Raw genomic sequence first — 18,977 nt, forward strand, 5'->3', positions numbered from 1 at the left:
CCCTTGATGGAAGCAATGCTTAGCTAATCTAATAGTCGCGCTATCTTGTCACTGTCTAGATACCGCAAGGATAGCGGCTGGCATATGCTTGCTCGTCCAACACGACTGTGCGATAAAAACCAAAGCCTCCCGAGAAGTTATAGCAATCAATACTATTTTGCTTCAAGATGCGTGTAGCAATGTAACTACGCAGACCACTCTGACAAATAAGATACGCAGGCTTATCCGTGTCAATCTCACCGATACGCTCGCGCAGCTCGTCCACCGGGATATTTACAAAGCCATCAATATGGCCGCGTTCATACTCAGCAGCCGTACGTACATCAAGCAAAGTTGCGCTGCCGTCGTGTGGCAAATCGGAAGCCATATCATAATGCCACTGTTTTACCAATCCAGCCTCAAGATTCTCAATCATAAAGCCAGCCATATTGACTGGATCTTTTGCCGAAGAATATGGTGGCGCATAAGCTAAGTCAAGCTCAGCCAATTCGGTGGCCTTCATACCTGCATGAATCGCTGTAGCCAACACATCAATGCGTTTGTCAACGCCCTGCTTGCCCACAATCTGAGCGCCTAGAATATACAGACTGCCTTTTTCGTAGATAAGCTTTAGGGTCATTGCCCTTGCCCCCGGGTAATATGACGCATGTGACACAGGACTAAGAACCACCTTGTCGTAGTTAAGACCAGCGCTTTTTGCTGTGGCTTCGTTGATACCCGTAGATGCAACTGTAAGATCAAAAAGCTTGATGATGGATGAACCCTGAGAGCCCGTAAAGCGCGAATCGATGCCACATATATTGTTTGCAGCAATACGGCCTTGTTTGTTGGCGGGACCTGCTAGGGAAATCAAGACATCAGCACCTGTCACAAAATGCTTAACCTGCACTGCATCACCAACTGCATAAATATCGGGGATGGAAGTCTGCATGTGATCATTGACAACAACGCTGCCCTTGATGCCCAGCTCCAAACCTGCTTCACGCGCCAATGCCGTATCAGGCGTTACACCAATAGCCAAAAGAACCATATCTGAATGCAGTGCTTCTGCATCCTTAAGTAGTGTTGATACACCTGTCTTCGCATCACGAGCAAAACCTTCGACCGTGGTATTCAGGCGCAAGTCAACACCATGTTTACGCAGTTCGGCATGGCAAAAAGCTGCCATATCTGCATCGAGAGGAGGCAATACCTGCGGAATGTTCTGCACAAGTGTAACCCGCACACCCAATTCCACCAAGTTTTCAGCCATCTCGAGACCGATAAAACCACCACCTGCAACAACAGCAGTCTTGGGCTGATGCTCGACAACCCACTCTCTAATTTTAAAGGTATCCTCCACGGTACGTAGCGTAAAGACCTCATCAAGCTCAGTGCCCACAAAAGGAGGCACCGTTGGACGAGCACCAGGTGAGAGCATCAAACGGTCGTAGCTTTCCTCAAACTCCTCGCCCGACTCAAGATTACGGACAAGCACAATCTTGCGTTCAGGAATGATACGCACTACTTCATGGCGCACACGTACATCTAAACGAAAACGCTTGTTGAGACTTTCAGGAGTCTGTACCGCAAGAGCTTTCTTGTCTGTAATTACGCCTCCTATGTAATAAGGAAGACCACAGTTTGCATAAGAAACGTAAGCAGAGCGCTCAAAAATAATAATCTGAGCTTGCTCATCAAGTCGACGAATACGAGTTGCCGCGCTCGCTCCGCCAGCTACACCACCCACAATGACCACTTTCATGGCTACCTCTCAATCTTGCCGCGGTATGTCGCAATACCGCCAATATTGGTGACATTTGCATAACCCAGTTGCTTTAGTTCTCCAAGTGCGCGCCCACTACGAGCGCCCGATGCACAATAGATAAACAATGGTGTGGCTTTATCGGGCACTACAACCTCAATAATTGCGAGCTTGCTCAAAGGCACATTTTTACTCTGAGGAATGTGTCCATCTGCAAATTCATTAGGTTCGCGCACATCAATGAGTTGTGCGCCGACTGTTTGTTGAAAATTGACAACACCCTCATTGATGTCAGCGCCTCGGAATATATCGAATAATCCCATTTTGTCTCCTACTCTTGAAGGTTATGCTAATCTTCCCAAATTTGTAGGGAGACTTTCAGTAGCTGAATCATGGTTTCCGTTAGCGGCAGATAGGTATTAGTTCTTACGCTGGATCCAAGCTCTTAGGGCAACGTATATGGCCGCAAACAAAACGGCTGCAACAGGCCAAATCCCCCAAGAATGAGCCCAATTCCAAGTTGTTATGGCATACGCTAGATAGATAGCAGTCACAAGACACCAATACACTCCAGGGAACCAGCCAATACGACGGCCAATCCGCTTGTTTTCTATGGTGAAGTCTTCCGTTTGCAGTAGTTTGAGATAACTCGAGTGAATCATCCCAAATTTAACGAGGAAAAATACTCCCGCTCCTACAAAGGCAAGAAGCACAGGAAAGCTGAGATACGAAACAAGATCATCTTCAAATATTGACGTTATTACAAACACGGGGAGTGCACCTATAAAAATCAAAATGATGCTGAATGCAACTGCAAGGTGATAAGAGTTTTCAAACGCCTCATTTTTACGCAGGATGGCAGCTTCCACACCATACTGCAACTCGAACTCCTCGCTCTCTAGGTATTCATAGCGCTTTAGCTTGCCACCCTTGACAATAAACAAAGCAATGGCAGCCGCAACAACAATCAATAAAACTGCTAGACCAATTCCTGTAGCGGTGTTCCCACTCATACCCGCAAAATGTTTTTCGCTAAATGCTCCAAGCACAAGCAAAACAATGGGCGACCATATGCACAGAGCGACCCCAAGGGCCATGGCAGAAGAATTTTGTTCCACGAGGCTAGTATATTCACTCGCTTCCTCGAGTGAAACTTTATGCACGGCAGACGATTCTGATGCCACTAAAGCATCAGTGTCGCAACTAGAATTACTTGCATCCGCCTCCATACTCTCTTGATTGCTCACAGCAAAAGATAAATTTTGCTCATCATCAGCATTATCCTTGAGTAGGTAATCAACACTCACACCAAAAAGTTCACTCATCTGCACAACCTTAGTAATGTCCGGCATAGCATTTGTAGCTTCCCACTTTGATACAGACTGACGCGATACGCCTAATTGCTGCGCAAGTTCTTCTTGAGACCAGCCGAGACGTTTGCGTAAACTCATAATTTTTTCTGCGAGAATCATAATCAAAGCCTTTCAGGTAATGATTTTCCTCTTCGTCGACGTGGTTAAAAGCTTAGGAAACATAGCTCAATCCCGCTACCAACTTGGGTTGGAACTTTGTCAACCACTGGTTGCATGGGTCATTTACCTGCAAATATAGCGAGTCATCTCTTTGCATAGATGAAAAGATTTCGCCCACCAACTATCATAGACATATCTTTCCCCATAGGACGTCCAAGCAGAAGGGCGATAAGACAATGACAAAGTTAGATGGCAAAGTCGCACTGATCACTGGAGCTGCAAAGGGCCTAGGTGCAGGCATCGCCGAGGTATATGCACGTTACGGCGCAAAGCTCTGTCTCCTCGATACGGATCCCCTTGTCGAGACGGTAGCCGAGGATCTTCATACGCGCTATGGAACCCAAACCATTGCAGCGGTGGAAAGCGTCACGGACAAGGAACGAGTAAGGGAAACTGCAAAGCTGGCATATGACAGCCTGGGCTCTCTTGATATTGCCTGCTGCAACGCTGGCATCTGCCGTCTTGCTCCATTTGAGAGCTTTCCCGAAGAAGAACTTGATGCGTCCATCAATATCAACATCAAGGGTGTCTGGAACACCTGTCAGAGTGTCATACCCTACATGCTCAAGGAAGGCAAAGGTAGCATAGTTATAGCCTCCTCGGTCACAGGCGATATTGTGGCAGATGCTGGTGAAGCAGCCTATGCGCTCACCAAAGCTGCCCTCGTTGGCCTTACAAGATGCCTTGCTGTCGAGTATGCCCCCCGAAATATCCGTGTCAACTGCTCGCAGCTAGGCTACGCAAGGACCCCAATGGTTGAAAGAATGGCCAAGGAGTCCAACCCTGACAATCCCGAGCAGGCCATTGATGCCATTGCGGCAAATGTTCCTTTGGGCAGACTTGCCATGCCTCAAGAGGTTGGAGAGCTGTTTGCGTTTCTTGGCTCGGACGAATCAAGTTACATTACGGGCGAGAGGATTGTCATTGATGGAGGCGCCACCCTTCCCGAGACCAATTCCATGGGCGTCTAGATCCGAGCGACATCAATAAAATAGACCGCTTCCATTGCATCATTGAATATGACATCCATGTTGACGATGCTGGCTAAAAACCAGCATCGTCAAATAGTTTGGAAAGTAGTACTTAAATCAGATTAATAGATGGATTAGCATGCTATAGTTAGACTTACCTAACTACAAGGAGCCTAATGTGAATCAAAAGACCTGGGACCGATTTGCACCGATTTATACCTTGGCGTTAGGATCTGAGAACCATCTTTTCGAAACAATGTATACGCGAATTGCTCAGGTAGTCGAAGACAAAGATGTATTAGAAATCGCTTGCGGTCCAGGACAGCTCGCAAAGCATATCGCATCATCAGCCAACAAGGTTGTAGCAACAGATTATTCTTCAGGTATGCTTCATGAAGCACAGAAAGGTATGGTACCTACAAATCTTAGTTTTATGATTGCAAACGCCATGAATCTACCGTTTGGAGATGATGCATTTGATGTTGTTGTTATAGCAAATGCGTTACATATAATTCCCACTCCTGAGAAGGTACTTGCAGAAATAGATCGCGTGCTTAAAGATGGCGGTTTGCTTGTAGCGCCTAACTTTGTTGCACATGAGGAAACGCGGGGAACCAGACTGTGGACACGTATCCTCAAAATTGCTGGCGTTACATTTGAGCAGCAGTGGACTGCAGCAGACTACATGACATTTCTTACAGATAATGGCTGGCAGATAGAGCATTTTACAACGATGCATGCTCGAATACCCCTTCTCTATTGCGAATGCATCTCATCAAGCTCTTCTGCGAACATGTCCTAAAGCCACGTTTTTCAGCAGAACTCCACTCGGCAACACTTTTCCTCGAAGTGGACGCAGGAAAAGATATCGAATGAACGGAATTTTTTAGAAAGCTACTTTGATGCAAGCTTTGCAACCCCGGTCCTAAAAATGCCCACTGAACTAGCTGTTACTTTTCACCTGAACACATGTGCTGACATCAAAGTTGGTAGATCAACAAGCCTTTAGTTAGTTAAAACATCAAAGTTGGTGGATCGTCTTTAGTTAGTCAAAGAGGTCGCTTTGCGATGCTGGAGACCTCAATAGCGGGGTAACATTATGCGCCGCAACCGCAAGCGTCGAGAGATTATGCAGATAGGCCGCAGTGGTAATGGTGATAAGCTGCGCCACACCAAGCGCAATAAGCGCAGAGTTGAACATCACAATGAAGTGATACTTACGGTGAATGCGCTGCATAAGTCGCTGCGAGAGCACTCGTAGTTCGACGATAGATTCAAGAGAAGAACCGCGCACCGAAACATCTGCTACGGCACGCGCAATATCACTTGCATCAGCAAGAGCAATCGATACGTTTGCCGCGGCCAGCGCAGGCGAATCGTTGATGCCGTCACCCACCATCGCCACAACATGACCTTCGTCACGCAGCCGCTGCACAAAACCGCTCTTATCCTCAGGAAGTACCTGAGCATGATAGTGGTCAATACCAAGCTCCGCAGCAACTGTAGCAGCGCAATGCTTGGAATCTCCTGTAAGCATCACGATATCCTTGATACCCAATAGCCTCAGTTGGCGAATAATCTCGATTGCTTCGGGACGCAAGGGATCAGAAACACAGATAGCACCAAGTAGGCGGTCACCCATTGACACATAAATGTGAGAGCTGTCTGGCTCCTCGCGAATAAGCCGTTCGAGCAGGACTTCGTTGCACGGCACTCTTTCGTCTTCGAATACAAAATGAGCCGATCCAATCAATACAGCCTGACCATCTATCATCGTTGAAATGCCATGTGCTACTACATAATGTACCTCAGCATGTAGTTCTTGCTCATGATGTAGCCCTCGTAGCTTTGCCTCACGCACAATGGCTCGTGCCACGCTGTGAGGATAATGTTCCTCAACACAGGCAGCATAGCGCAGCAGCGTATCTTCATCTATATCTGCGCATGTCAACACCTGTTTTACACGTGGCTCTGCCACAGTAAGCGTACCTGTCTTATCAAAAACAATGACGTCAGCGGCTGAAAGTGCCTCAAGGTATTTGCCACCTTTGACAATTACATTGCGATCAGCAGCTTCCTTCATTGCACTCATCATCGCAATAGGCGTGGAAACTTTAATTGCGCAGGAGTAGTCCACCATGAGCACAGCCATAGCTCGTGTGATGTTGCGCATATATGCTAAAACACCAAAAAATGCCGCAAAACTCCAAGGTACAAGTGCGTCAGCAAGTCGTTCAGCTCGGCTTTGACTTGCAGCCTTCAACTCTGATGAGCTTTCTACCATCGTAACAAGCTGGTCGATACGCGCACGTCCCGGAGGTGCCATTACTTGTACCTGCAGGTCACCATCTTCAAGCGCTGTGCCCGCATAGACTGTAATACCCTTATCCTTGTGCACAGGTCGAGACTCACCAGTCATACTTGCCTCATTAAGCTCGCCTTCGCCTGCCACAACGACGCCGTCAACAGGCAAAACCTGACCACTACGAATATGCAAAATATGACCTTCACGTACATCTGCAAGCGAGGCTTCAACGTCAATACCATCTACAACTCGCCATACGGTCTCAGCGCGGGTGAAAAGCCCATCTGCTAAAGCAATGCGAGCACGTCTTTGTATGTGCTTCTGCATGATGTCAGAGAGACACAGCAGGAAAATAACAGTAGAGACATCGGCGAAGGCGCCACGCAAAAGCGATGCAGTAATTGCCGTTGCATCAAGAACCTCAACGGTCAACTCACCTTTTGCCAGTCGTCGCAGACCCTCCCAAATGCGAGGTAGAGCGCGAAACACGATCAACACATGCCTGATGGGTCGTGGGAGAAATAGTCTGCAAAGTAGGCGATGCACAACAAGATTGCCTGTTTGGAGGGCAAAATCGTTGTCCGCTATTGCCATGGACAACTCACCCTCATCTGCCTTCCGGGGCAAACGAAGCGTATTGAGATTATCAACTGTCGCCAACACGGCATTACGAGCAGCAGGGCTACCCGTGACCAATATCGACCCGTTAGCCGTATGAACCTCTGCCGAGTACACCCCTTTGATTGCCATCAATGCATGCGCAACACCGCGGGCTTCTTCATCAGAGAAGAGATACTGCCCGCATCTCAGGCGTAACCTGCCAGGAATGTCAGAGACTATGCGATAGTGCATATCTACGCTTTAGTTTCGGTTTCTACAACCTTCGCATCAAGCTGCTGCTCAACCTCAGAACGGATGTCTTTTTCTATCTGTTCAAGACGCTCTTTAACAGCCGCATCGATCTTTGCCTGACGACGCGCCTCAGCGTTGAGATCGGCAGCGCCATCAATTACATTCTGCGTAGCACCAGAAACCGCATCGGACAGGCGCATGCAAGCAGCTGCCGCACGTACGACCCCGTTATGAACCGACTTGCTCTGTGCCGCCGCGCTAGCAGCGCCTGCAGCAGCAACGCCGCCTGCAAAAATCCAAAAGTGCTTCCAGCTCATAGTTATTCCTCTTCCAACAGTACTAAACAGGCAAAGTAAGCAAAACGCTATTCTCACTATTCTTCATTATTTATAGCGGTCTTATTTTTTCTTGTCTAGATATGGGATGCTCACATTGACTCAGTGGCAAAAAATTCCTTACAAGTCCTCGTAACGTAACCACATATTGAGCACTCATACTAAGCTTTACCGAGACCCGCACTACAGCAGAAGGATGGCGGATTGAGCAAGAAGGTCTTATTCGCGCCTCACCCTCTACAAGAAAATTGAACTAAGTAATCTTTTTGTTGTAACCAAAAAGTTTAGGGGTGGGCGCATCTGCTACCTCAGGATAATAATGGGTAAAAAACTCGAAGCCCTGATTACAGAGAAGCACCCAATCAAAAATCCAATGTCAAAGGCCTTGAGCAAATACAATCATTTTCAGCTGCGCTGTCAATAGCTCATGTTGAGCACTGCAGGACGGACCGCTCTCTCCACTCGTGCTGTTTGGCACCAATGTCACTGATTTACGAACAGCAAAAATGCTGCTCCAGCTACCGCCAAAATCATGAGGATCGCTGATACGGCTACGATTGCTTTGTCTAAAACATCACTATTTTTTGTTATTCGCGCCAAGAGGGCATACAACGCAATTCCGAGCGTACCGCCCATCGTATTAGAAATAATATCTGTCACATCCGAGGCTCCAATGCTCAGTACAAACTGCAGAGTCTCAAACGCAAGGCTGATATGAGCAATAATCAAGATGCTTGTACCAATAGGAAGCTTGCGAAATGCTATGCGCATATATATACCAAAAGGAATGAAAATCCATACATTGTCAATAACCTCACGTAAATGACCCGAGGTTTCCTCGTCGTAATAAAAGGGGATCAGATTGATATGACGAATGGTGTCTAGATCTGCAAACGAGAACTGGGTTTTGAGCAACACTACCCAGGAAAGTAGCACCAAGTAAAAAATGAATACAGCGACAATTCCTTTGTTCTGCTTGCTAGTAGACATTATGCTTTGCCTCCCTCATCATCAGACTTGTATTCCAATATGTCACCTGGTTGGCACTGCAGCTCTTCGCACAGCGCACCCAAGGTGCTGAATCGCACCGCGCTAATATGCCCATTCTTTAACTTTGATAGGTTTACATTTGTAATTCCGACTCTTTCAGATAAATCTTTAAGTGATATCTTTCGATCTGCCATAACACGATCAAGCCTGAGCACAATCTTTCCCATCATTACCCCCTACAGTGTTTCGTCCGACTGAAGCTGGAGTTCACAGGCATAATCGAACATAAGAAAGAAGGCAATGAAGGCAATCGTCTCAAAAATAGCGGAAAGCAAATTTCCGCCAAGCAGAACAAGCACTACCGCAATGACTGCTAATGCCAGTAGTTTTTTGCGAACCTCTGCGGTAAATGGTGAGTAACTCTCTGCCACTTGTGCAAACGTACTTTGGAGCAGGGTAAAAAATGCAATAACTAGACCTAGTGCCAATGCGCCCAAAATGGTAAGTGCAAAAATACCTATACCAGACATCAGAACGTCTTGCGTTTTAATGCTAAACCACAGCACATTCATCCTGCCTAAAAACGAAGTAGTAAAGATCTCCGCATGAAGTACTGCATACGCAAACATTCCCAGCCAGAAAAGCGCAAGTATAGCGATTGCTAAAACTTGCAAGATTCTTGCAATGGTGGCGAGGACTTTGCACATCCTCTTGAGTTGTGAGATGTTTTCGGACTCTTGCATGATGACTCGCTTTCACTCCTCTTTGGATACAAATTAGATGTTAAACGCTAATTAATTAATGTTTAACGATAATTATCCTAGGAGCTGAGTTATCGTTTGTCAATAACTTTTTCTTATCCATCAAGTCAACATGACAGGGCATGAACGTGTCTTAAAGTCAGCAAAAAGGTATCTATGTTATTTGTCTCGATGCTTTTCTTGCGTTTTTGGCTCTTATTACATGCCTAAGTCAATATTGGAGAAACACTACTCCCCTGTTGCTGTGCGATATTCAGAAGAGCCCGTGTCGGCCCAATCATGTTTTCCCGAACTGATTACTTTTTCGGTCGAGTATTCATAGGCAAGCATATCGACAATCTGGGGTTCGGTATCGCTACCTGCAAGTTCTTCTTTATAGACAACATACAGAGCGCATTTACCATTATTGGATTCACGATCATAAAGCACATAGGTGATCTGCTTTGCATCCTTATTGAGTACAAGCTTTGGCACGCCCTTTGCAGAGTAAGTAATATCTTTTTCTTCTGCTTTGGCATTGCCATAATGATGGGCTATTGCCACTAAACCCTTATTAATTTGATTATCCTGCTGCATCAGATTATCGTCTGTTTCTTCTATGTCATTACCTGAACCATCGGATGAAAACTCATAATTTTTAAGCTGTTTGTCACTATCAAAATCGATGCTTACCACACGCTGACGAGCATTATCATCGGTAAAAGCGACAAATGTCACCACGTTATTCTGCCAGTACACGCTATAACTTCCTCTAGAAACTGTAGGGAAACCGTCGTTTACTGGAACACTCCCGAACTGACGCCCAATGAATAGTGAATTTTCACGCGCGTAAAAATTCATCGAACCACTTAGTAAAAATGTTGATTCCTCTACGACCAAGATGTGTTTACCACTAGGCGATGAAAACTCATGATAGGAAAAGCCTCCACGCACAAACAGCTCTGCCAACGTTCCAATGAGGATGCCAAAAATCACCATGACCCACGCAAGTACAATGGCAACCTTTGATAATTTGCGTATCGCACGTCTCCAAGCGGTAATAAGCCCCCAAATTATCCAAGCAGCACAAATCAATCCCGTAAGAAAGTAGAGGTCAGTTTCTCTGAGGTATATGCCAATCTTGATAAGCAATATCAATCCCGTGAGCTGCTCGACCGCCAACAGCACGACGCATAACACTAGCCAGCAACCACTAGCAACAAACAGTGCAAGCCTTATGCGGGCGGACTTTGTTTTTCGCACCTTTTCAGAATCAGTCGACATACTCATATCTCTTTTTTTGCTGTCACTCTGACAATTCGGAAGTCCAGACATTACTCATCATTATTAGCAAACCTTGCTTCATTTATTGTAATTTTGTTGCCCATCCGCTCAAGAATGAGTCTTTTGCTCACACACTTGGCGAGAAACCTTTCATCGTGGCTTACCAAAATCAATGCTGCCGGAAACGAAGATAGCGCGCGCTCAAGCGCTTCAATCGCTTGGATATCCAGGTGATTTGTAGGTTCGTCAAGCACAATAAGCTGCGGTGATAACAACATTCCTCGGACAATAGCAAGCTTACGTAGCTCACCTGGACTAGTAGCTGACAATGTAAGAACGCGTTTTGGGTTTGACCCTAGACGTGATAGCCCCTTAAGAACCAGTCCTTTCTCTAGTTCTGGCAGCGCTTCCACTGATTCTAGAAAACGTTTTGCATCATCGGACCCTATTTCTTGGCCGATATAAAGCGTACGAATGCCATCGATCTCGGCACACCACAAACTCCCCGTCTGCTCACTTTGCGAAAGCATATGACGTATCAAAGTAGATTTGCCCGCACCATTTGGCCCGCAAATACCAATATGGTCTGTATTGGCAATAAATAGCTTAGGAACGAGTAGTTCCGCTTCAGGCCCACAGGGGATAATTTGCTCCCGTGTCTTCAGCACAACATGCCTTTTGCTTGGATGAGCATTCAGCCATACATCACCTTCATAACGCTTTGTGACTCGCATCGTGCTCAAACTTTGCCGTGCGGATTTCACGCGTGTGTCCATCCGATCTGCAAGCTTACCCGCCTTGCCATCTTTTCCAGAAACTATGGCAAGTCCAATTTTGTCGCGACTATCGCTATCATGCTTATCGAGCTTGCGCTTACTTCTCATGCCAGAGCTTTTATCTGCAAGCTCCCTACGCCGACGTTGTTCATTTTCTAATTTTCGGAGCTGTTTTTTTGCAACTACCTGACGATGGATTAACCCCTCTCGTTCTAATTCCATCTGGTCGCACGCTTGCGTATATCCACCTGATCGCATGATCACGTGCCCATCCCTAAAATCGAGCACTTGATACACCAAGGAATCAAGCAGTTCTCGATCATGCGAAACAAGAATACCGATTCCACGATACGCTGCCATGGCACGACAAATCTCCTTGCGACAATTTGCATCAACATGATTTGTGGGTTCATCAACAACAAGAATTTCTGGCTGTGCCCAAAGCGCTACTGCAACCTGAATTTTCTTCTGTTCGCCACAGCTCAATTGGGAATAACGCCAAAGCATGTCGTTATCAATACAAAGCGAATGTCTAATCGCAAGCGCCTCTGGTGAATAGTCACAGGCAAAATCGTACAGAGAGGCGGGTTCCCATAAAGGATCCTGAGGACAATATAATCCGCTTATTTTGGGCAAGACAGTTCCAGAATCCGGGCTCATATCCCCACATGCAATACGTGCGATGGTGGTTTTCCCGCATCCATTTGGTCCGATGATGCCTGTCCAACCAGATGCAAAGCTTGCGTTTACTCCATCGAGTATTGTTACCGAAGAGCCTGGATAGGCATATGTAATGTGCGAAAGGTTGAGAAACCTAAACATGAAGCTATTCCTTCTCGTGATGTTTCAAAATGCGACACATGGCAACAAAAGGGTTTGTCACCTGCGCTATTTGAGGCATCACTACAGCTTCATTAATCCTTCTCCTTAAAGTAGGTTCGCGCTTGGCATCTGGGCGCTCACCGTGGATAGATTTCAACTATAGCACCAAATAACAAAAGCAATTGCTGTTCTAATCGACGTGCAAAGGTTGTATTAGGAGACAGCAATAATACTGAGTTGCATACTCAACTAGTTCCAGTTGTACAGCTAACTTTTAAATTGACAGTCTTTCATTAATGTCTTACTGTACTAGTTATATAATACAATAAGACAGACGAAGGGAGGTCAAACGTGCCATGGGAATTTGCAGAGGGATCCCCCATCTGGCGACAGATTGTTGCACGTATCAAAGCTGCTGTCGCAGGTGGTAGGCTCGCTCCAGGGGAAAAGGTCGCCTCGGTACGTGACCTCGCGATGGAGGCAGGGGTAAACCCCAACACAATGCAACGCGCACTTGCACAGCTCGAACAGGAAGGCATCCTACACACTGAACGCACGAGCGGCAGATATGTGACAGAGAATGTCGAGATACTCGAAGGGCTACGTCGCCAACTCGCATCTGAGGTTATTGCCGAACTCTACCATCAGCTGCATGCACTTGGCATAGATGACAATCAAATCGTGACAATGGTCTCTACTTGGAAGGATGAGAACTGATGGCAGTTTTAGAGTGCAAGGCATTAAGCAAGCAATACAGGGAAATTGCAGCACTCGATGCAATTGACCTCTCGCTCGAAGCCGGTCAAATTATTGGTCTTCTTGGCCCAAATGGCTCAGGTAAAACGACTTTAATCAAACTTGCAAATGGTCTTATCAAGCCAACATCTGGCCAAATTCTCATAGAAGGCATGGCGCCATGTGTAGAGACAAAAGCTAAAGTGGCCTATTTGCCCGATCGGAACTTCTTGCCTGAATACATGAGCACAGCACAACTGCTCGATTACTACCAAGACTTCTTTGTAGATTTTGATCGTAAGCGAGCTATAGATATGCTCACAAACCTAGGCCTTGATGTATCGAAGCGCCTAAAAGAGCTGTCCAGAGGCACGCGGGAGAAGGTTCAGCTCATTCTCACGATGAGCCGGAATGCGCATATATATCTGCTTGATGAACCCATCGCGGGTGTCGATCCCGCAGCACGTGACTACATCTTGCGCACCATCATCTCCAACTACTCGCCAGACTCACTCGTACTCATCTCCACACATCTTATTACTGATATCGAGAGCGTGCTCGATGATGTCATTTTTCTCAAGCAAGGTCACATGGTGCTCCACGAGTCTGCTGATGACCTACGCGAACGCACAGGCAAGAGCGTAGATGGTCTCTTCAGGGAGGTATTTGCATGTTAGGTAAATTATTCAAGTACGACTTCCGAGAAGTCGGAAGAAAGATAAGCCCGCTTTACATCGCACTTGCTGCGATATCTATTGTCACGGGAATACTTTTTGCCGTAAGGGGAAGCAAAGTCAATACCGTAAACGACCCACTCGCCGCCATCATAATAATCATGATGCTTGTCTGGTTAGTTCTGTTTGTGGCAACTGGCGTTGTTACACTGATGCTCGTAGCACGCAACTTTCAAGATACGCTTTTCGGGAGCCGTGGTTACCTTACCAACACCCTGCCAACACGCGCCATTGATCACGTAGCAGACAAAACCATTAACGGGGTCATTTGGGCAGTACTCACTACCCTTATGAGCATTGTTGCAGTCGCGCTATTCGTCGCCGCTATCGTCCTCGTAAACCCCGCTGCTCGGGGATCCCTCCTTGAGACCCTCGGATCGACTTCACTCGGATCAGTTTCGTTTCCCCAGTTAGCAATGACGGATATAGCGAAGAACGCCGGTGTGGTCACCGTCTCCTTCCTGACCTTCTCCGCCTTAGTGGTATCGTGGCTCTTCGCGGGCATATCGTTCGGCAGTATAATAAAGAAGCGTCCAGGGCTGGCTAAGGCGATCGCATTCGCCGTGCTCGCGCTCGCATGGTTGCTCACGTCGAATGTCCTGGGTACGACCTATGCGCGCCTCCTGCTAGTGCAGGTAGCTCTCACGATTATCTTCAGCATGTCGTCAACGTACATCTTGAGTTGCCACCTCAATCTTGAATAAGCGTATTTTAGGAGACTAGTCCCCGCAGCGTGGTCTCCTAAGAGGTTGTGCGATGGCGCAATGTCGAAACCGTTATGATAGACGATTCGCTTTTGGGTCTGTACAACTCTCTGCATTCTTCCTTAGAGTGGAAGAGCAAAGCGGCTTTCCACTCTAAAATGCAGACTTTACGAGGCTTACCATTCTATTTGGTAAGCCTCGTAATTGTGGTATACCTTGCATCGCAAGCTAGCTGCAACGATTTTCGTTTTCGTTGCACAAGCAAGGCGACATATCAACAGAAGAGAAAATTACTAATCGTATTATGGAATCAATGTACTTTTGATATATCAAAAGTACTACCAAGCAGACCATTTCTTCAAATACGTACTTGTATTTAGAGAATGAAGCCCAACTCACTCGCAGCAGATGTAGGGGCTACAGGTCTCCCCCGTCATCCTTATCGACTCCCATGTCAAATTGCTCGGGAAGAAACTTGCCCACCTGCTGCTTGCCTGTCTCAACGATAACCCCATCAATCTGCTCAAAAGTCTCACCTAGCATACGATGGTTGACTGTATCGATAAGCATCCCCAAATTGAGTCCAAAATAGAGACTGATACGTTCGGGATCAGCAAGAGTATGCTCCATTGCCACATTAAAGGGCGAGCCAGCAAAGAGATCCGTAAAAATAATCACGTGTTCGCAATCAGCCATGGAAGCTAACACACAGTCGTAAGTATCCTCGAGTTCCGCTTTAGAAGAGTGACAAGGGAAGTCGATCGCCCATATATCTTCTTGCTTGCCCATAATGAGCTCCAAAGAAGACAAAATGCCTGTCGCAAAGTGTCCGTGTCCGCAAATAAGGATGCCGATCATTTTTACCTGCTTCCTTCTTGTAGGAATACCCCTTTAGAAACGAAAGAGCCGAGCTGCTGGTTGTGGGCCAGGCAGCCCAGGCTCTATCTCCATGCAATTGCGTAACAACACTAAGCTAATCTTGTTCCTTCGGAATATGAGAAAGTTCAATCTTAAAGGGATTTATCCCAGTATCGATGTTGGTGCAAGCAGCACCTTTAGCAGCAACAAACTGGAAGGGAACAGTATACATAATAGGCGCTAGATACTTATTTGTCTTAACACTAAACACCATATCGCGCGCATCATGCTCGCATTCCATACAGGTAATAAGATGCACGCGTGGGGTGTACTGACGAAACGCATCGCGAAATTGCAAACAGCGACTCCACTCTTTTTCGTCCGAGCCAATCATAAAGATGGTTTGACGTGGACTAATAGCCATGGTAGGGCCATGGGAGTATTCCTCCAGTTCATAACCAATGGTGGGAAGGCGAAGCATCTCGCCTACCTTAAGCATGCCCTCAAGTGCCGATCCGTAATCGATGCCATACCCTAATACATATATGCGATCACTGTTGACAATGGTAGCGACATTGCGATCAAACCATGCCTCGCTTTCTTGGATTACAGTTTGGAAGGAGTTAACAAAAGCCTCAGCTTCAGCAATTGCGGAATCAAAATCTGTACCCGAAATCGCACCCCTAACCTTACCAGCAGCAAGTGCCCACAGGTAGACTTGAAGCATGGTAACAGTATAGCCACGAGTCTCAGGAGGCGTAAGTTCCTTGCCACATAGCAGGTGAATAACCTCATCTACGTGATGAGTTATCTCACTTTGCAAATCTTCGGTAAGAACTACCGTATGATAGCCTTGGCTCTTGGCCCACTCCATTACTTGAATGGTGGAAATGGAAGTACCAGACTGCGAAATACCCACAAACAGAATCTCATCCTTGGCAAGTTTACCAGTCCAGTCAGCCTTCTCGTAGTTGGCAAAGACAGTAGGATAATTGCCAACTGCGTCAATACCGACGAGATGCTTGAACAAGTATGCCGCAATCTGTGATGCGTTATACGAGGTTCCCGATCCGAAGAAGAGAACCTTCCTGATAGGATAATTCTTAAAAATGTTGGCAAAGGGGTCCATAAAGACTGCACGATTTGCAAAGGTTGCCTGCAAAGCACGTGGCTGGTCGCGCATGTAACCCAATACGGAAGGATGTTTCTGATCAATGTCGCTCATAAATCCCCTTTCTGATATTGCTAGTGCATCGCAAAGAAGTTAGTCAAATCTTGTGGAACGTCAGTAGGAGTTTCACGCAGGACAACTTTGGTGCCAAACTCCATCAACTTTTTGAAGTCTGAAATCATCTCTTGTGTCATATAAGTTGTGCCAGTACCCACATGTACCTGATCATTCTTGACAGGAGATATGTTCCCAATGGTCACCTGAGGGACCACATATCCACACTCCGCCATCTTTAAGATGGGTTTAGGTTTATTGCATAACAGCATGATATTTTTACCTGCAACATCAGTGCGTAAAAGTAATTCAGCTGTTTTCTTAGCGCTATGGAAAGTAAGCTTAACTTTCTGTGGACAGCCAAATCTCAAGGCTGACTTACGCATGCTGTCATGTACGATATCATCGTCAACGATCACGATTTGGTTCAGTGCGTAAAAGGGGATCCAATATCCGCACACCTGACCATGAATGAGGCGATCATCAAGTCGTACATCTACGATTGGCATGGTAGCCTCCTAACCTATTACGCCCAGCGCACCTAACACAAAGGCGATTACCACACCACTGCACAACACCTTGATGACGCTTACTTTTGAGTGCAAAAACTTATAGAAGCCCAACACAGCAAGAAGCGAAAGGAGCTGTGGGCAAATCTGATCGAGATAGTCCTGCAGCACGATTTCGCTACCCGAAATAACAAAGGAAAGTGGTGAGGTAATACCGACCCATGATGCTGTAAGGCAACCAATAGAAGCTACACCTACGATACCTGCACAGTAGGTAAAGAGTTTCATCATGCCAGACTGTTCCATGTCGGCAAGCCAGGAGGCACCTTGCGAATAGCCAATCTTCAAGCCGTAATATCGTGTAAGTAGGTTGGGAATATTAAAGAGAGCCAGAAGTACGATGGGACCAAGAATAGATCCCTGAGCTGCAAAGCTCGCACCAAGTGAGCAGGCAACAACCTTGAAGATGCCCCAGAAGAAAGTATCGCCAATACCAGAGAGTGGGCCCATGAGCGAGACCTTGATGGCATTGATAGACTCCTTATCAAAGGATGGATCATCATGTGCCATCTCCTCCATAGCTACGGAGATACCCATAACGAAGGGCGATGGAGCAACCGTCATGTTAAAAGCAGCCATATGACGATGAAGAGCCTCCTTATAACCTTCTTCGTCATCGCCCCAAATTCTCTTAAGGGAGGGCATCAAAGCATACTCGTAGCCGAGACCTTCCATACGCTCACTATTAAAGGATCCAAGCAGTGTGAAAGAACGCCAAAAAATTGTTTTGAACTCTTTTTTTGAGAGTTCATGAGCGGGTTTTGCTTTATTGCTCATTACAGCTCATCCTCCTCATCGTCAAAGTCTGTAGAGGTGAAACCAGCCAGTTTGTGTTGCAAGATGCTGGTTTTGTTTGAGCGCTCAATGTAGATGATGAAGGCTAGGGCAAAAGCAACTAACGCCACGCCAACCATAGAGACGCCTAAATAAGCCGCTAAAACAAATCCAATGATGAAGTAGGGAACTAGGTTCTTCTCGAGTAACAGGTTCAGCAACATTGCATAGCCAACCGCGGGGAGTACCAATGCAACGGCGGACAGGCCTTTGGATGCCCACTCGGGAATGTTGTTGACAACAACACTGATAGCATCGTTACCTAGGAAGAGCGCAGCCCAAGTAAGTAACCAGTAAAAAGCAAAGGTGATGATGCCACATAGCCAGTGAATCCAAACTATCTTCCTCTCTTGACCACCTTGATCAATCAGATTATCAACGGTATGCATGGGGAGTGAGTATCCCGTGTCAATGAGAGATTGAATGAATTGCAAAAGCACGGAGACAGGAACGCCGAAAGCCATAGCAGCTTCGACACCTGCACCCGTAGAAAGAGCAATGGCTGTACCAATAGTACCGCCAGGGCCAACTGCCAAACCAGCAACTGGACCGATTGATGCAGTACCCATCCAGATGAGTTCAAGCTGGCCGCCAATAATCAGGCCTTGCTTGACGTCGCCTAAAATCAAGCCAACGAGAAAACCTGTCACGACTGGTTCGCGAATCTTGCACTCACCAAACCATCCACCTTCGATTGTCGCGCATGAAAGTGCTGCGACAATACCCACGAGACATGCCTGTAACGCTGTCATAGGGCACTCCCTTCTGGTCAAGCACCATACCACTTATTTAGTGGTATATCACCTATACCTTTTGTAAAGGTATACACCACTTAAAAGATGGAAACAAGCAGAATGAGCAATAAATTCGCCAGAAGGTAAAATGGGTCACCTTGTGGATATAGATCATGCTTTTGCTGGTAGATTATATAAATCTAAGTAATAAAAAGGATCACTCGACCCGAGAA

At 46.5% G+C, this 18,977-nt stretch carries 20 protein-coding genes; 5 read left to right on the top strand and 15 right to left on the bottom strand.

Features of this window, described 5'->3' with window-relative positions; translation table 11 throughout:
* Positions 1 to 55 precede the first annotated feature (55 nt).
* The 3 genes from ACO5JD_RS04030 to ACO5JD_RS04040 form a co-directional block, all read right to left on the bottom strand.
* Positions 56 to 1,744, bottom strand: a complete 1,689-nt coding sequence (locus ACO5JD_RS04030) for an FAD-dependent oxidoreductase (RefSeq protein WP_484987798.1) — start codon at positions 1,742 to 1,744, stop codon at positions 56 to 58.
* Between the two features lie 2 nt (positions 1,745 to 1,746).
* Positions 1,747 to 2,067 (bottom strand): rhodanese-like domain-containing protein, encoded by a 321-nt coding sequence (locus ACO5JD_RS04035; RefSeq protein ID WP_484987800.1) that lies wholly within the window; start codon positions 2,065 to 2,067, stop codon positions 1,747 to 1,749.
* 96 nt (positions 2,068 to 2,163) lie between these two features.
* Entirely contained in the window at positions 2,164 to 3,216 is a 1,053-nt protein-coding gene (locus ACO5JD_RS04040; RefSeq protein ID WP_484987802.1) for a helix-turn-helix domain-containing protein, read from the bottom strand.
* A 236-nt stretch (positions 3,217 to 3,452) separates the two neighbouring features.
* Between ACO5JD_RS04040 and ucpA the strand changes: the two genes are divergently transcribed.
* Positions 3,453 to 4,247 (top strand): SDR family oxidoreductase UcpA, encoded by a 795-nt coding sequence (gene ucpA, locus ACO5JD_RS04045; RefSeq protein ID WP_021625121.1) that lies wholly within the window; start codon positions 3,453 to 3,455, stop codon positions 4,245 to 4,247.
* Between the two features lie 178 nt (positions 4,248 to 4,425).
* Entirely contained in the window at positions 4,426 to 5,049 is a 624-nt protein-coding gene (locus ACO5JD_RS04050) for a class I SAM-dependent methyltransferase (RefSeq protein WP_484987804.1), read from the top strand.
* A 243-nt stretch (positions 5,050 to 5,292) separates the two neighbouring features.
* On the opposite strand, the gene ACO5JD_RS04055 is transcribed toward ACO5JD_RS04050, so the two are convergent.
* The 7 genes from ACO5JD_RS04055 to ACO5JD_RS04085 form a co-directional block, all read right to left on the bottom strand.
* Positions 5,293 to 7,404, bottom strand: coding sequence for a heavy metal translocating P-type ATPase (locus ACO5JD_RS04055; protein WP_484987806.1), 2,112 nt, complete (start codon positions 7,402 to 7,404; stop codon positions 5,293 to 5,295).
* 2 nt (positions 7,405 to 7,406) lie between these two features.
* Positions 7,407 to 7,721: a DUF1490 domain-containing protein gene (locus ACO5JD_RS04060; protein WP_484987808.1), complete on the bottom strand. Its 315-nt coding sequence runs from the start codon at positions 7,719 to 7,721 to the stop codon at positions 7,407 to 7,409.
* A 501-nt stretch (positions 7,722 to 8,222) separates the two neighbouring features.
* A complete protein-coding gene (locus ACO5JD_RS04065; RefSeq protein ID WP_484987810.1) occupies positions 8,223 to 8,729 on the bottom strand; it encodes a VanZ family protein in 507 nt (168 codons plus the stop codon).
* Positions 8,729 to 8,956 (bottom strand): helix-turn-helix domain-containing protein, encoded by a 228-nt coding sequence (locus ACO5JD_RS04070; protein ID WP_484987812.1) that lies wholly within the window; start codon positions 8,954 to 8,956, stop codon positions 8,729 to 8,731. Before ACO5JD_RS04070 ends, ACO5JD_RS04065 begins: the two co-directional genes overlap by 1 nt.
* A gap of 9 nt (positions 8,957 to 8,965) precedes the next feature.
* A complete protein-coding gene (locus ACO5JD_RS04075) occupies positions 8,966 to 9,472 on the bottom strand; it encodes a hypothetical protein (RefSeq protein WP_484987814.1) in 507 nt (168 codons plus the stop codon).
* Between the two features lie 246 nt (positions 9,473 to 9,718).
* The gene (locus ACO5JD_RS04080) at positions 9,719 to 10,759 is read right to left on the bottom strand and encodes a hypothetical protein (protein ID WP_484987816.1); all 1,041 of its coding nucleotides are present in this window, start codon (positions 10,757 to 10,759) and stop codon (positions 9,719 to 9,721) included.
* A 44-nt stretch (positions 10,760 to 10,803) separates the two neighbouring features.
* Complete coding sequence (locus tag ACO5JD_RS04085) at positions 10,804 to 12,351, bottom strand: ATP-binding cassette domain-containing protein (RefSeq protein ID WP_484987818.1); 1,548 nt, start codon at positions 12,349 to 12,351, stop codon at positions 10,804 to 10,806.
* 351 nt (positions 12,352 to 12,702) lie between these two features.
* Here ACO5JD_RS04085 and ACO5JD_RS04090 point away from each other — a divergent pair, with 351 nt between their 5' ends.
* The 3 genes from ACO5JD_RS04090 to ACO5JD_RS04100 are packed head-to-tail and all read left to right on the top strand — an operon-like array spanning position 12,703 to position 14,524.
* Entirely contained in the window at positions 12,703 to 13,068 is a 366-nt protein-coding gene (locus ACO5JD_RS04090; RefSeq protein WP_021625128.1) for a GntR family transcriptional regulator, read from the top strand.
* Positions 13,068 to 13,763 carry an ABC transporter ATP-binding protein gene (locus ACO5JD_RS04095; protein ID WP_484987820.1) on the top strand — a complete coding sequence of 232 codons (696 nt, stop codon included), beginning with the start codon at positions 13,068 to 13,070 and terminating at the stop codon, positions 13,761 to 13,763. Before ACO5JD_RS04090 ends, ACO5JD_RS04095 begins: the two co-directional genes overlap by 1 nt.
* Entirely contained in the window at positions 13,757 to 14,524 is a 768-nt protein-coding gene (locus ACO5JD_RS04100; RefSeq protein ID WP_484987822.1) for a hypothetical protein, read from the top strand. The genes ACO5JD_RS04095 and ACO5JD_RS04100 overlap by 7 nt, the downstream gene beginning before the upstream one ends.
* Positions 14,525 to 14,941: 417 nt before the next feature.
* Here the strand turns inward: ACO5JD_RS04100 and ACO5JD_RS04105 are convergent, their stop codons facing one another.
* The 5 genes from ACO5JD_RS04105 to ACO5JD_RS04125 form a co-directional block, all read right to left on the bottom strand.
* Positions 14,942 to 15,382, bottom strand: coding sequence for a PTS sugar transporter subunit IIA (locus tag ACO5JD_RS04105; RefSeq protein ID WP_021625131.1), 441 nt, complete (start codon positions 15,380 to 15,382; stop codon positions 14,942 to 14,944).
* 115 nt (positions 15,383 to 15,497) lie between these two features.
* On the bottom strand, positions 15,498 to 16,607 hold the full coding sequence (locus ACO5JD_RS04110) for an SIS domain-containing protein (protein ID WP_021625132.1): 1,110 nt from the start codon (positions 16,605 to 16,607) through the stop codon (positions 15,498 to 15,500).
* Positions 16,608 to 16,627: 20 nt separating this feature from the next.
* Positions 16,628 to 17,116, bottom strand: a complete 489-nt coding sequence (locus ACO5JD_RS04115; RefSeq protein WP_021625133.1) for a PTS sugar transporter subunit IIB — start codon at positions 17,114 to 17,116, stop codon at positions 16,628 to 16,630.
* 9 nt (positions 17,117 to 17,125) lie between these two features.
* Positions 17,126 to 17,953, bottom strand: coding sequence for a PTS system mannose/fructose/sorbose family transporter subunit IID (locus ACO5JD_RS04120; RefSeq protein ID WP_021625134.1), 828 nt, complete (start codon positions 17,951 to 17,953; stop codon positions 17,126 to 17,128).
* A complete protein-coding gene (locus ACO5JD_RS04125) occupies positions 17,953 to 18,762 on the bottom strand; it encodes a PTS mannose/fructose/sorbose/N-acetylgalactosamine transporter subunit IIC (protein ID WP_021625135.1) in 810 nt (269 codons plus the stop codon). The genes ACO5JD_RS04120 and ACO5JD_RS04125 overlap by 1 nt, the downstream gene beginning before the upstream one ends.
* Between the last annotated feature and the right edge of the window lie 215 nt (positions 18,763 to 18,977).

Source organism: Olegusella sp. (genome assembly GCF_057238325.1).

Bases quoted from the DNA above. Each gene is read 5' to 3' on its own strand.
- ACO5JD_RS04065 (WP_484987810.1), bottom strand. From the start codon at position 8,729: ATGTCTACTAGCAAGCAGAACAAAGGAATTGTCGCTGTATTCATTTTT.
- ACO5JD_RS04125 (WP_021625135.1), bottom strand. From the start codon at position 18,762: ATGACAGCGTTACAGGCATGTCTCGTGGGTATTGTCGCAGCACTTTCA.
- ACO5JD_RS04080 (WP_484987816.1), bottom strand. From the start codon at position 10,759: ATGAGTATGTCGACTGATTCTGAAAAGGTGCGAAAAACAAAGTCCGCC.
- ACO5JD_RS04060 (WP_484987808.1), bottom strand. From the start codon at position 7,721: ATGAGCTGGAAGCACTTTTGGATTTTTGCAGGCGGCGTTGCTGCTGCA.
- ACO5JD_RS04030 (WP_484987798.1), bottom strand. From the start codon at position 1,744: ATGAAAGTGGTCATTGTGGGTGGTGTAGCTGGCGGAGCGAGCGCGGCA.
- ACO5JD_RS04040 (WP_484987802.1), bottom strand. From the start codon at position 3,216: ATGATTCTCGCAGAAAAAATTATGAGTTTACGCAAACGTCTCGGCTGG.
- ACO5JD_RS04115 (WP_021625133.1), bottom strand. From the start codon at position 17,116: ATGCCAATCGTAGATGTACGACTTGATGATCGCCTCATTCATGGTCAG.
- ACO5JD_RS04110 (WP_021625132.1), bottom strand. From the start codon at position 16,607: ATGAGCGACATTGATCAGAAACATCCTTCCGTATTGGGTTACATGCGC.
- ACO5JD_RS04035 (WP_484987800.1), bottom strand. From the start codon at position 2,067: ATGGGATTATTCGATATATTCCGAGGCGCTGACATCAATGAGGGTGTT.
- ACO5JD_RS04055 (WP_484987806.1), bottom strand. From the start codon at position 7,404: ATGCACTATCGCATAGTCTCTGACATTCCTGGCAGGTTACGCCTGAGA.
- ACO5JD_RS04085 (WP_484987818.1), bottom strand. From the start codon at position 12,351: ATGTTTAGGTTTCTCAACCTTTCGCACATTACATATGCCTATCCAGGC.
- ucpA (WP_021625121.1), top strand. From the start codon at position 3,453: ATGACAAAGTTAGATGGCAAAGTCGCACTGATCACTGGAGCTGCAAAG.
- ACO5JD_RS04105 (WP_021625131.1), bottom strand. From the start codon at position 15,382: ATGATCGGCATCCTTATTTGCGGACACGGACACTTTGCGACAGGCATT.
- ACO5JD_RS04120 (WP_021625134.1), bottom strand. From the start codon at position 17,953: ATGAGCAATAAAGCAAAACCCGCTCATGAACTCTCAAAAAAAGAGTTC.
- ACO5JD_RS04075 (WP_484987814.1), bottom strand. From the start codon at position 9,472: ATGCAAGAGTCCGAAAACATCTCACAACTCAAGAGGATGTGCAAAGTC.
- ACO5JD_RS04100 (WP_484987822.1), top strand. From the start codon at position 13,757: ATGTTAGGTAAATTATTCAAGTACGACTTCCGAGAAGTCGGAAGAAAG.
- ACO5JD_RS04095 (WP_484987820.1), top strand. From the start codon at position 13,068: ATGGCAGTTTTAGAGTGCAAGGCATTAAGCAAGCAATACAGGGAAATT.
- ACO5JD_RS04070 (WP_484987812.1), bottom strand. From the start codon at position 8,956: ATGGGAAAGATTGTGCTCAGGCTTGATCGTGTTATGGCAGATCGAAAG.